This window comes from Mesorhizobium sp. ESP7-2, assembly GCF_020164715.1.
Lineage (GTDB): Bacteria > Pseudomonadota > Alphaproteobacteria > Rhizobiales > Rhizobiaceae > Mesorhizobium.
The window spans coordinates 1-12,217 of record NZ_JAIUGQ010000048.1 but is presented as its reverse complement, the minus strand read 5'-3'; the positions used below and the strand labels follow the sequence as shown (position 1 = coordinate 12,217).

Genomic DNA, 12,217 nt, shown 5'->3' with positions numbered 1-12,217 from the left:
CTACAAATCCATGCCGTCATCGGGATCGAGCGAAACCTGCCGCGCCACGCCCTGCATGAGGCGAGCCAGGCGTCGATTGCGGACAGCTTCGTCTTCGTCGCTGTCGTCGGGCGGCTCGACCTCGAACTCATTGTCGATCGGAGCCATTTTTTCTACTGGACGCGAACGATTGAGTTCGGGTTGCAGTCGCCGCTCGGACTCCGTTGGATCTCCGTCGTCCTGCGGGGGCGTTCCTGCACTTTCGGCAACCTCTGTGCTGGTTGGGGCCGGCAATCGGGTCCAGTCGTCAAGATCGCCCTTTTCGGATCGGGCCAGTTCGGGTGGCGGCAAGACGCGGTCCCGAAAACGGGGATCTTCGTAGTAACGTGCCTTCTTCGCCCGGATCGGCGGAGTGCCCGCCACCATCACGATCTCGTCGGTCGGGGCAAGCTGCATGATCTCTCCAGGGGTCAGCAACTGGCGGGCCGTCTCCTGCCGCGACACCATGAGATGTCCGAGCCAGGGCGACAGCCGATGGCCGGCATAGTTCTTCATCGCCCGCATTTCGGTTGCCGTACCGAGCGCGTCGGACACACGCTTGGCTGTCCGTTCATCGTTGGTGGCAAAGCTCACACGAACATGGCAGTTGTCGAGGATCGAGTTGTTCGGGCCGTAGGCCTTCTCGATCTGGTTCAGCGACTGCGCGATGAGGAAGCTCTTCAGCCCGTAGCCTGCCATGAAGGCCAAGGCCGACTCGAAGAAGTCGAGGCGGCCAAGTGCCGGAAACTCGTCCAGCATGAGCAGCAACCGGTGACGGCTGGTCTTCGTATGCAGGTCCTCGGTCAGGCGACGCCCGATCTGGTTGAGGATAAGACGAATGAGCGGCTTGGTCCGATTGATGTCCGAGGGAGGCACGACAAGATAGAGCGTTGCCGGTTGTTTGCCGCCCACGATGTCGCTGATCCGCCAGTCGCAGCGCCGGGTCACCTCTGCCACGACAGGGTCACGGTAGAGACCGAGGAAGGACATCGCGGTGGAAAGCACGCCGGAGCGTTCGTTGTCGGATTTGTTGAGTAGTTCGCGCGCCGCACTCGCAATGACCGGATGTGGACCCGCCTCGCCGAGAGGCGTCTTCATCATTGCCGCCAGCGTAGTCTCAATCGGGCGTTTCGGATCAGAGAGGAAGGCGGCGACACCGGCCAGGGTCTTGTCCTTCTCGGCGTAAAGAACGTGAAGGATCGCGCCGACCAAAAGCGCGTGGCTGGTCTTTTCCCAGTGGTTGCGCTTCTCAAGGCTGCCTTCCGGATCAACCAGAATGTCGGCAATGTTCTGGACGTCGCGAACCTCCCATTCGCCGCGGCGAACTTCCAGGAGAGGATTGTAGGCCGACGATCTCGAATTGGTCGGATCGAAAAGCAGCACACGACCGTGCACGGCGCGGAAGCCGGCGGTGAGTTGCCAGTTCTCACCCTTGATGTCGTGGACGATCGCCGACCCCGGCCAGGTTAGCAGCGAAGGCACCACTAGGCCGACACCCTTCCCCGACCGGGTCGGAGCGAAGCACAGCACATGCTCGGGCCCATCGTGGCGGAGGTAGTGGCGGTCATAGCGCCCGAGCACCACCCCGTCGGCGCCGAGCAGCCCTGCAGTCTCCACCTCCTTCCTGTCCGCCCACCGCGCCGAACCATAGGTCTGGACATTCTTGGCTTCGCGTGCGCGCCACACCGACATGGCGATCGCGACAATGATCGAAAGGAAGCCGCCGGACACGGCAATCAACCCGCCTTCCACGAAGATGTCAGCGGCGTAGGCATCGTAGAAATACCACCACCAGAACAGAGCGGGTGGATAGTACACGGGCCAACCGGCGAGCTCGAACCAGGGCGGACCGAGTTGGGCCTGGAAGCCCAGCCTCCATGCCGTCCATTGCGTCGCCGTCCAGATCGTCAACAGCACTATCAAGCAGACAGTGAGTATCTGGCCCCAAAGGATTTTCGTGGCGGACATGGCAGGGTCCTTTCTTGGATGCGTTAGAGGCCGAGTCCCCTTTTGCGACCAAAGTTCCAGTCGATGCCGCCGTCATCGCGAGCGACACCGGAGACATGCTGGCCGAGATGCTTTTCGAGCGAGGGCGTCCACGGCACGAGCTGGAAGCCGAGGCCGTCGTCGAGCATGGCGAAGCGGCCCGAGGCCAGGACGATCCGCTGGCGATAGGCGCCCGCTACATAGTCACCGCCGGCGGCGCGATTGAAGGGCTGGCCGGTCTCGGCTGCAAGTTTCTCACCAACCCGTTCGAGTTCCCTGCGGCGCAGCGTCTCGATCAGGTCGCGGCTGAAAACGACGCGCCCGCCGAGACGTTTCGCAAAGCCTTCGCCGGCCAGGTAATCGGCCCGCTGTTCCATGGCTTGATGAACCTCGGCGCCGAAGCCGGCTGCGCTCAAGGCGGCAGGCTCGCGCGCGATGGCCTGGCGATCGAGCCAGGTTGCTCCTGTTGCCGTGATTTGTTCTTGCACACCAAGATCGGAGCGGACGGCGAGCGCGACCCGCCGCTGGCCTCTCGCATCCTCGAACGTGCGCAGTTCGACGATCGACCCCGGCGGCCCGTCGCCGGTTGCCTCCAGATCGCCAAGTCTGATGTGGTGCGTGCGTCCGTCAACGCTGTCGACCACGGCATAAGCAGTGCCGCTCAACTCGTCGTCGAGACCGCGATCGAGCAGCCTACCGACAATGGGTGTATCGAGGCTTTCGGCGGCCAAAACATAATTGCCCGAACCACGCTCGATCCCGCGCTCGGTCAACGCGCGATGCATTCGCTTTATGATGTCGCCGCGCTCGCCGAGCTCACGCAAAGTCGTCTCGGCCCGTTCGTCAATCACCCATTGGCCTGGCGCGAGCTGATCGGCAAGTCCAAGGGCTTGGAGCTTGCGCAGGCGGCCGATCTTCTGCACGTGATACTCGTCGGGTGGCCTATGAGCATATGGGGCAAGATCGATGAAGCCGGTGTGGGAAAGGTCGCGGAGCAGCTGCCGGTCAAGCTGGGTCCAGCGTTCGGCTTCGATCTGCCGCTGCAAATTGCGGCGGATGTCGAGATCGGAACGCGGCCCAAGTTCCTGCGTAACGAGATCGGCAGCGCGCGCGCGCATGCCTTCCTTGATATAGTCGCGTGAGATTACCAGATCCCGCCCGTCATCGGCGCGGCCACGCAAGATGACATGGATATGGGGATTGTCGGTGTTCCAGTGGTCTGCCGCGACCCAATCGAGCTTCGAGCCGAGATCCTTCTCCATCTGCCTCATCAGGTCGCGGCTGAAGGATTTGAGATCAGCCATTTCCGTGGCGTCCTCCGGCGAGACGATGAAGCGGAAATGGTGGCGATCGCCATCGCAGCGCTCGGCAAATTCCTTGACGTTCGCGTCATCGGTCTCGGGGCCGAACATGCGGGGCTGTTCCCTCTCACGGGTCACGCCCTCGCGCCGCAGCGTAGCTGAGATGCGCGGTCAGCGGCACGGAGCGTGCGGAGTGACGAACCACCCGGGTCTTGATGACTGTCACGCGCGAGCGGCCGGTCAACAAACGGTTGGCCTGGACGTTGGCGATCCGGCCTCGGCCGAAGCGAGATCGATTGCCAGGACTGATTTGACCGCTGCGGGAGATGCTTCCACCGGCCTTCTTCGCCGCAGCCAGTGCCTGTGCGATGAACGGTCTCGCAGCTTGACCGCGGTTGGAACGAATGCGTCCGGGTCGAATGCGAAGCTCGCGCTCATCGGCCATGCCGCTATCCTGCAACGTGGAAAAGAGGATGAGGATACAAAGTGTTGGGCGTTCGATGCACATTGCGCCGAACGGTCGCAATGTGCGCATGGCACTTGAAAATCCCCCAAAAACAACCGACCGGCCGGTGCACAATGTGCGGGCTTTTATCTTGCCATCCCTCGGTCGTGTTGCCTGCATCTTCCCTCCCCGCGCGCCATGGCACTCTGGAGCACAAAATGGTGCGAAGCGCGTTGAGGAAGCTCACTGCGCGGACCTTTCGCTCGCTTGCGGCGCGAACAGACCGGTCGATCGCGGCGTAGCGTCAGCCAATCCTTCTGTAGGCACAGCCTTCGAAGGATCATTGCGGGAACGCTCCAGCTGCATCGAACCATCGTCCGGCTTGCTGACAGGCTGCACGGCGAAGAGCGGAGCGTCCTTCCAGCCGTGCTGCGCTGTGGCTGCCGGACTGAGAGCTTTCGGTGCACCGTCGTTGAGTATGGCGGATGCAACGACGGCAACGTAAGCACGCGTCTCGCGAGGCAGCCACCTGCCCCGCAGCGACGCCTCGTAGCGGCCTGGGCCGGCATTATACGCAGCAATCCAGCCGGGCGATCCATAGCGATCAACCAACTCGCGGATATAGGCCGAGCCCGCGATGATGTTGTCGTGCGGATCGTAGTGATCGCGGCCAAGGCGATACCGTGCGCGCAGGTCGGACCAGGTGTTGGGCACAATCTGCATCAGACCCATGGCACCCTTGCGCGATGTGGCGCGTTGATCGCCGGCGCTCTCGGCGCCAAGCACGGCACGGATCCAGGCCGCTGGAAGGCGGAAGCGGCGCGCCGCTTCCGCTATGTGGGTCTCGTAGGGACCGCGCGCCGTCGACGTGGCGACTGGCGGGCTGTGCGCCGGTGCAATTGCGGGAACGACGCAGTTGAAGCAGAGCCCGGCAAGAACTAACAGAGCTGAACGTCGGATAGCGCGAGTCAACACAGGCGTTCGCAATTGGCTCGTCGGCCGACGGCGCGCCAACATCGCCTAGTCCTTCTCGACGCGGTCACGCAGACGCGACCACTGCAAAGACCAAGATTTTTTGTCAGCGCCGTTTTGGAACAGATAGGCGCGGATGGGCTGCGCGAAAGTCGGGTCGTCTATCTGCAGCGATATGAACTCTCCCGCCTTTTCGCTGGAGTGTTTCCAACCGGCGCCGATTGCGATGCCGTCTTCGCCACCGGCGTGCACACGATAGTCGGGCGCATTGTCTGTCTCGTTCGCTTCGGCCGCGACGATCGCAATCTCGAGGTTCAGGCTGAGCGTGCGGATTCGTCCCGAATACCCGGTCTGATGGCTGATGAACTCGCCGATCTGTGGCATTTCTTGTCTCCTGTCTTTGTTGTCGCGGCGACGATCAGACGGCACCGAGGGCACCGCCAGTGGCGCGCTCACCGCGCTGGCGCACGCCATTGGAAGCGGCCGTCGTTCTGCTCGTCCGTCCACAGCGGAACCGCGCGGCCGATGATGTGATCGGTGGGAAGGAGGCCGAAATAGCGTCCGTCGAAGCTGTCGCGGACATGGCTGTTCATCAGGAAAACGGCGCCGACGGGAATGCGCCGGCAGCCATGCCAATCCGGCAGATCGCGACCGGCGCGATCGCGTTTGAGCGCCATACCGACGTCGGTGCCATCGACTGAAATGACCAGCTCTTTCCGGCACACGGTTTGGCCTGAAACCGCAAGGATGTGCTTGATGAGCGGCACGCCCTTCGGCAAATAGCCACGGTCGGCAAGCAATGTTGCGAGCGGTTCGGGCGGCTCAACGGCAACGAGATCGTTCGCCGAAAGCGGCACCCCGCCTTCGATCATGTACAGGCCGATTGGCGTGCTGGCTGAAGCGTTCCAGATGAGCCTTGGCGACACCGCGGTGAACGCGGGACAGAGCATGGCCGTCGTCGCCAGCACCGTCGCGAGGAAGATTGCGGGCCGCGTCATGGCTGGACCCGCCGCCGGAGCAAGTGGGCGCGGTGAAGATCCAACGTATAGGCGCGTGGCTCCTGTCCCGCAGTCAATCGGTTGTGGACATGGCGCCAGTGATCAGTCGAGACCGCTTCCGGATCGATGCCGAGTTGCTCGATGCCATCGATCATCTGCAACACCCGCTCCACCCTGGGCCAGCCCTCAGACCTGAGCAGGATGTCGCCGCCAGGTCGCACGAAAGGCAGCGTCTGGTGTGCTTCGCCTTCGGCAACAGCGCGCACGATGTCGATGCGGGAAATGATCCTACCGAAGTCGTTCGCGGCCCAGCGAACGAAGGCAAAAACGGTGCCAGAATGAAACGAGACAATGCGCCGGTGGCGGTCGAGAATCTTCTCCTGGGCGACCGAACCGAAGCGGATCCAGTACTCGATCTTCTTCTTGACCCACGTCAATTCGACGTGGGTCAAGCCGTCTTCGTCGATCGCGCTGATCACCGATCGGCCTGAACGGAAGTCGACGACAGGGCCCATTTGGCTGTCTCCTGATTTCGCGGGGAAGAGCCGCGTGATGCGGTTGCTGAAGTGATGCCGGCGTGGTGGACCCGCGGCGCCTTCGCGCCGGCTCAGGTCAGCGCCCAAACCGTCCGGCAGGCGTTGGCGCCGCTGATGGATGGCGCTTGGCCGGAAGCACAGATCCGCGTGGGTCCGAAGTGGAGATCACCGCGCCGCGCTCAGCCCAGGCCTGGAGATCGTCCACGGCGTAGACGACACGGCCGCCGAGCTTGCGATAGCCAGGACCGGTGCCGTAAGTACGGTGTTTCTCAAGCATGCGGGACGACAGGCTGAGGAAGTCGGCAGCTTCCTTGGTGCGCAGAAAGCGCGGCGGCAAAACGGCTAGGTCTGGTCGCATGTATCGAGCCTCCGTAGGGTTTTGAGAACCGCTGGTGTTCAGCGGTGGGCGGCGACCACTGTGGCGGAAGGGCGGCTTCGCAGGGGATGGGGAAGATCGGGGGGCGCAATATTCCCACCCCCGAGAGCGCTAGGAGCGCTTGCGATGGCGCAGCAATTGCAGATAGCCGCCGGCGATCATGGCTTTTCCGCCCTTGACCAGACCGATCACGGCGCTGCGAAGCGACGAGGTTTTCCAGGGATTGGAGGCAACACGCCCCATCCCATAGAAAGCGCTCGCGATTTCACGATAGCTGGCGCCGTTCGTGCTACCGTCGGCGGCCCGCATCATCAAGCGCAGACGGCGCCTCTGCTGAACAGTCATTCGCGTATCGCGTGGCACAGGCCGCCTGCTATAGCCGCGCCAGAAACGGACCAGAGCCTCGACCCGCCCCAAGGTCTCGGAATCCAGCGGTATCAAAGCCGCGCGGGGACAACTCGCTTCGCCGCCTGGAAAGAGGAGAAGCTGTGTTGCGATGCAACTGTCATGGATGGCGTGCGACCCCTGCGGACTGTCATGGCGAGCACTGATCCCTGTGAGCGCCATGGGAGGGTCGGATGACAGGAAATCCGGTGAAGGCACCAGGGCCAGCACCGCGGGGTCGGCAAGAGGCGACCACAGAACGTCTTGCATCAATGCGGACAGGTCGGGGCGAGCTGCGAAATCGCAACCCCCAGCGTTTCTGCGCTTCTGTTGGAAACGGCTGCGTCTCTGCTCCCGAACGGGCCAGCGCCACGTAGAACCGTTGATACGAATTCCAACGGCGCAGACACTCCCAGGCCAGCCCTTCGACTGGTAAGCTGTCGAAGAAGTCGTAGCTGGTGTTGTCCCGCCAACGCGACGTATCCGGCTTCATCGTGCGGTCCTCATCAGGCTGCAAGTCGTGCCTGAATCGATTCCGGGCGATTGCGATTAGCGGAAGACTCTGGAGAGGCATCGCGTGATGCTTTTTCAGCATCACCCGGGCGACAATGTTCCCTAGGTGTCGGTGTTCCCTTAGGTGTCGGTCTTGCGCAGGAGATGGCGGTAGCCGGTTCTGGTCATCCAGCGCGCCCGCGCCAGATGGCTGTCATGAACCTGTCGCGCGCGCCGCGGCTCCTCTTTCGGATCGATCCCGAAGAGGATCCTGACCACCTCGCGCCAATCGGCGCCGTCGGAGTCGGCGTCAAACAAGCGCATGTAGAGCTTGATGTGGCGGCGATCGTAGTCGGTGAGTTCGTCGCCCGTTGGCGCGGTGTCGTCGAACGGCTCAATCATGATGTGCACTCCCCCACCGGCGAGACGTAAAACACAATTCTTACAGATGTCACTGTGGCTGCGGAGCCGCTACGAGAGCATCACACGATGCTATGCCGGCATCGCCGCCGCCCGGGTCTCCGCGGCTTTGATTTGGCGGGTGAGGTTCCGCCCGGACGGTCCGGGCGGAACCTCTGATGGGGGTCCCTATTCCGCGTTGCGGCGGCTTGGGCGGGACCAGATCAGGCTGAAGCCCTCACCGTCCTCGTCATTGAAGAGGTTGGCGAAGATCGGGGCGGTGAAGCTCGGATCGTCGAGCTTGAGGCCGAGATAGTCGCGGCCCTCGTTGGACTGCTTGGACCAGGCGGCGCCTATCTCGGCACGGCCGACGAAGACGCGGTGGCTGGGGGCGTTTTCGCCGTTGGCGCGGGTTTCGGGGACAATGCGGACGCCTCGGGCCTGGACGCTGAGGGTGATGATTTCGCCGGTGAACTCGTTGTTGCCGGACTTCTTGAAGGTGCCGATGGTAGCCATGATAGTTCTCCTTGATCCTGTCTGCTTCGAGCCGCACCATTGCGGTCTCGATGGTGGTCGCAAGGCCGAAGGCGATCGCCGGCGCACCAAGGGCCGAAGCGAAGCGGAGGACGGCACGGGAGCGACTTTGTTGTTGCGCGAGGAATGACGGCGCAGCCGGCAGGGGAAGAAAGTCGCGATGTGCCGTTGCGTCACAGGCGACCGAGGCGAAGCCGTCCTTCAGACCAGAAACACCAATCGAAGAGACCGCTATCGGTGTTGCTCGTAACGACAGGATTGGGCGAGGAGATAAGGCTGCCTTGGGTCCGACTTCAGAGAGAAAGCCACGTGAGCGCAATCGGCATCAACCACGGGAAGCTTCCACGCCTCCTAGTCGGATTTGCCAGTGACGCGCCGAGCGCCTCGCCGCAATCTCTGCGATCTCGTCGCCCGTTGCGATCAAGCCGCTCTTTGACCAAGCGGGCATTAGGAGATGACGATGGGCGGCTTGAGCGGCAATAAATCGACGAAGCTGGCCCTACCACCGAGCGAGCGATTGACCTTGCCTATAGGACGCTGCTCAAGCCGCCGGCTGCATCGCTGCTCTGAGCAGCATGCCGAACAGGTCGCGCGGCTCGTCGGGATCGGCGAGCAGGTCGAACTCCTCGTAGAGGCCGGTCGCCTGGAACTGGTCGCGGACATAGCGCAGCGCCGAAAAATCCTCGGTGGCGAAGCCGACGGAATCTCGGCAGCACGGTATCCTCGGTCAAATGGCCGAGAAGCCAGTCGGCCGCCTTGCTGGCCTGGCTGGCGGCGCGCACGATGGCGCGATTGTCTTCGCGCAGCACCTCGAGCCAGGAGCCGATGTAGTCAGCATGCCGTACCGTGGGCACGATGCCGAGCGCGGCGCAGCAGAAAGCTGCGTTGATCTCGGCAACGAGTTCCTCGAACGCATATTTCTTCGTCCCAAAGGAGCCGGAGAAATCGCGGGCGAGGCGTGAGGCATGACCTGTGGCATGACCAAGCTCATGCAGCGCTGTGCGATGCCAGTTGATCGGCTCGAAATAGGCTTGCGGGGGCGGCACCTGAACGTAGTCTCTTGCCGGCACATAAAAGGCATTGTTCCCGCCGATACGGAATTCGATGCCGGTGCCTTTGATCAGCGCCTTGAGCCGAGGCTCGATCAATCCGGCGTCCGGGAGTGGCGGCAAAACTTCCACTTCCTCGGACAAACCTTCACATTGCTCGATGTTGAAGACAGTGAAGCGCCTGAGGAATGGAACCGCCCTGGCATCCTCGCCGGTCTCGCCAGCGCGCTTCTTCTCATCGTTCGGGATAAAGCGATCCGCATAGACGATAGTGGTGCCATGCTCGCCTTTCCGGACATTCCCACCGAGCACTTGTGCCTGTCGGAAGGTCAGCCAGCTTTGCGTCCGATAGGCGCGCTCGATGACGGCGCCCCAGAGGATGAGCACGTTGATCCCACTATAGGCTCTGCCGGTGCTGGCGTTCTTCGGCAAACACAGCGGCGCCTTCGCGGCGGCGGTCCCCCACGGCTGGACCCAAGGGAAACGACCTGCCTCCAACTCGGCGATAATCTTGTTGGTGATGTCGTCATAGAGGTTGGTCCGGTCGGCAACGACGCGGGCTCGATTGCTTTGATAGGACATCGCGGTTCTCCGCGACGGGCGTCGGAGGCCTCTCCTCCGGCTCTCTACCCGTCACGAAAAAACCGCTCGCACTCTCACTCTCGATTTTCGAAGATCGGGAATCCCCAGCAGGAGGGGAGCCCACCCCCGAGGCACCTCATGAGGCCGGAGGCCTGAGTGCCGGCACTCGTCGCATCGCGAGACTGCCCGCACATCATGGTGGATCCCGCCGTTTTTAACGCCAGAGGGTCCCAATCACCGCACGAGCGATTTGATCCCGTTCACAGATCGCTCTCATGCCCTTACATTTCCGGTCAGATAATCGCCTCGCGGTGAGAAGTCGTCTCGGACCGGTCCCTTCGCCAAAGGGTCGAGAGCGATTGTCCAATGGTCGGGGTCGACTGCCGGCCAGATCGCGCGATCGAGCGGCTTACTGATCGGTGTCGGATCCATCGCAGAGGCATAGTCCTCAACAGTTGCGCGCAGCTTAATTCTTCTGCGCGTGCGGAAAGGCAAGCCATGACGATCCAAGAGCAGTTGGACGACGATACGCCGCTACGGCTCAACATAGCTGCCGATATCGCCTTTCCGGACGGCTCTATGGGGGCGGCAGGTCTGCGAAAAGAACGAGATGCTGGCCGTCTTCAGACAGAGTTGATCGCAGGCAAGGAATACGTCACTTTGGCGGCGATCGCAAAAATGAGAGAGCTATGCCGCGGACGTCGAAAGGGGCGCGCCTCGTCTGGCGTGCCGAAAGCAGAAGGGCGGACGGAAAGCTGCGCAACGCAGCCGGCTGGTTCATCCGCGATGGCGCAACCTTCATCAGCGCTTGTGGCGGCACTGGCGACCGCGAACGCGCTGAAAAGCGGCTCGCCAGTCACATCACGGAAAAATATCGGCCGGCCCGCGAGCGCGGTCGTGATCCCGCCACGGTCCCGGTAGCTGACGCCGTAAGTGTATACCTTACCGACGTCGCGCCGTCGCACGCCAAGCCGAAAGAAACCGCCGACCGGCTGATCGTTGTGCTAACGTGGTTTGGCGACACAAAAATCGGTGACATCGATGGCAAGATGTGCCGCGATTACGCCAAGGCACACGGCAACGGCGCTGCCGCCAGGCGTCAGCTGGAGGATTTGAGAGCGGCGCTGAACAATTATCATCGGGAGGGCTATGTAAGTTCTGCGCCAGCAATTGTGCTGCCCGCGAAAGCAGCACCGCGCGACCGCTGGCTGACCCGTGACGAGGCAGCCGCCCTGCTTCGCGCCGCGTGGCGCATGCGCCAGTCGTGGAAGGGAAGGCCAAGCGATCGTCGCACCGCACGCCACGTCGCGCGCTTCATCCTGGTCGCTCTCTACACTGGCACGCGCTCCGCCGCGATCTGCGGCGCAGCCGTCCGGAGAACAGAAGGCGCGGGACATGTCGACATCGAACGCGGCGTTTTCTACCGCCGCGCCAGCGGTCGCCGCGAGACCAAAAAGCGTCAACCGCCCGTCAGGCTGCCTGATCGCCTCTTGGCACATGTGCGCCGCTGGGCGAGCACACCGCTGGAGATCAAAACCAAGGGCCGCGGAAAAAGCGCCAGCATTGGCCGCATGGTCGCCCATGACTATGTGGTCGAGTGGAATGGCAAACCGGTGCAGTCGATCAAGAAGGCCTTCCGCGCGGTGGTCGAGGCGGCCGGACTGGGCTGGTACGAGGAGGTTGCGACACCGCACGGTAGCGTCCGGTGCGTCTTCCGCACCGATATCACCCCGCACGTGTTCCGCCACACGGCGGCTACCTGGCTAATGCAGCAGGGTTCCGACCCCTGGGCGGCGGCCGGATACCTCGGCATGAGCGTTCAAGTGCTCATTCAGACTTATGGCCATCATCACCCCGATTTTCAGGCCCAAGCCGCCGAGGCAATCGTCTCCAAGTCGCGGTTGCGAAACCTGCCCAAAACCACAGGCAGAATGCTCACAGCACAGAAGGAGAACGTTTCCGCCTACCCCACAGTTACCCCACAGATATACCGGAAATAAACGTGAACATTGGCCTTCGGACGCCATCAGAAATGGCGGAAATCCGGGCTTTTGCTGGTCAACCCGCCCGTTCGGGACGAGGGGGTCGCAGGTTCAAATCCTGCCACTCCGACCAGAAAAAACAATGTGTTAGCGCATCCCGACT

At 62.5% G+C, this 12,217-nt stretch carries 13 protein-coding genes and 1 pseudogene; 2 read left to right on the top strand and 12 right to left on the bottom strand.

Annotated features, from left to right (window positions below; translation table 11 throughout):
- From LB543_RS29640 to LB543_RS29590, 11 genes and pseudogenes are all read right to left on the bottom strand, one after another.
- Positions 1 to 1,986 (bottom strand): conjugal transfer protein TraG, encoded by a 1,986-nt coding sequence (locus tag LB543_RS29640; protein WP_140811811.1) that lies wholly within the window; start codon positions 1,984 to 1,986, stop codon positions 1 to 3.
- Positions 1,987 to 2,009: 23 nt separating this feature from the next.
- A pseudogene (locus LB543_RS29635) lies at positions 2,010 to 3,750 on the bottom strand (relaxase/mobilization nuclease domain-containing protein).
- 243 nt (positions 3,751 to 3,993) lie between these two features.
- Entirely contained in the window at positions 3,994 to 4,725 is a 732-nt protein-coding gene (locus LB543_RS29630; protein ID WP_411908797.1) for a lytic transglycosylase domain-containing protein, read from the bottom strand.
- Between the two features lie 45 nt (positions 4,726 to 4,770).
- Positions 4,771 to 5,106, bottom strand: a complete 336-nt coding sequence (locus tag LB543_RS29625; protein ID WP_140765246.1) for a DUF736 domain-containing protein — start codon at positions 5,104 to 5,106, stop codon at positions 4,771 to 4,773.
- A 68-nt stretch (positions 5,107 to 5,174) separates the two neighbouring features.
- A complete protein-coding gene (locus LB543_RS29620; protein ID WP_140811809.1) occupies positions 5,175 to 5,720 on the bottom strand; it encodes a S26 family signal peptidase in 546 nt (181 codons plus the stop codon).
- Positions 5,717 to 6,235 carry a DUF2840 domain-containing protein gene (locus tag LB543_RS29615; RefSeq protein ID WP_140811808.1) on the bottom strand — a complete coding sequence of 173 codons (519 nt, stop codon included), beginning with the start codon at positions 6,233 to 6,235 and terminating at the stop codon, positions 5,717 to 5,719. The genes LB543_RS29620 and LB543_RS29615 overlap by 4 nt, the downstream gene beginning before the upstream one ends.
- 97 nt (positions 6,236 to 6,332) lie before the next feature.
- Positions 6,333 to 6,614, bottom strand: a complete 282-nt coding sequence (locus tag LB543_RS29610) for a helix-turn-helix transcriptional regulator (RefSeq protein WP_140811807.1) — start codon at positions 6,612 to 6,614, stop codon at positions 6,333 to 6,335.
- 129 nt (positions 6,615 to 6,743) lie between these two features.
- A complete protein-coding gene (locus LB543_RS29605; protein WP_140811806.1) occupies positions 6,744 to 7,286 on the bottom strand; it encodes a DUF2285 domain-containing protein in 543 nt (180 codons plus the stop codon).
- Entirely contained in the window at positions 7,168 to 7,509 is a 342-nt protein-coding gene (locus LB543_RS29600) for a transcriptional regulator domain-containing protein (RefSeq protein ID WP_224616667.1), read from the bottom strand. Before LB543_RS29600 ends, LB543_RS29605 begins: the two co-directional genes overlap by 119 nt.
- Positions 7,510 to 7,649: 140 nt before the next feature.
- Entirely contained in the window at positions 7,650 to 7,910 is a 261-nt protein-coding gene (locus LB543_RS29595) for a DNA -binding domain-containing protein (RefSeq protein ID WP_181182966.1), read from the bottom strand.
- Positions 7,911 to 8,096: 186 nt separating this feature from the next.
- On the bottom strand, positions 8,097 to 8,423 hold the full coding sequence (locus LB543_RS29590) for a DUF736 domain-containing protein (RefSeq protein ID WP_140811804.1): 327 nt from the start codon (positions 8,421 to 8,423) through the stop codon (positions 8,097 to 8,099).
- On the opposite strand from LB543_RS29590, the gene LB543_RS29585 reads away from it, so the two are divergent.
- Complete coding sequence (locus LB543_RS29585) at positions 8,422 to 8,571, top strand: hypothetical protein (protein WP_181178824.1); 150 nt, start codon at positions 8,422 to 8,424, stop codon at positions 8,569 to 8,571. The genes LB543_RS29590 and LB543_RS29585 overlap by 2 nt on opposite strands.
- Positions 8,572 to 8,968: 397 nt before the next feature.
- On the opposite strand, the gene LB543_RS29580 is transcribed toward LB543_RS29585, so the two are convergent.
- Positions 8,969 to 10,072, bottom strand: coding sequence for an ArdC family protein (locus LB543_RS29580; protein ID WP_224616666.1), 1,104 nt, complete (start codon positions 10,070 to 10,072; stop codon positions 8,969 to 8,971).
- Between the two features lie 689 nt (positions 10,073 to 10,761).
- Between LB543_RS29580 and LB543_RS29575 the strand changes: the two genes are divergently transcribed.
- Entirely contained in the window at positions 10,762 to 12,072 is a 1,311-nt protein-coding gene (locus LB543_RS29575; protein ID WP_140762967.1) for a tyrosine-type recombinase/integrase, read from the top strand.
- Positions 12,073 to 12,217 lie beyond the last annotated feature (145 nt).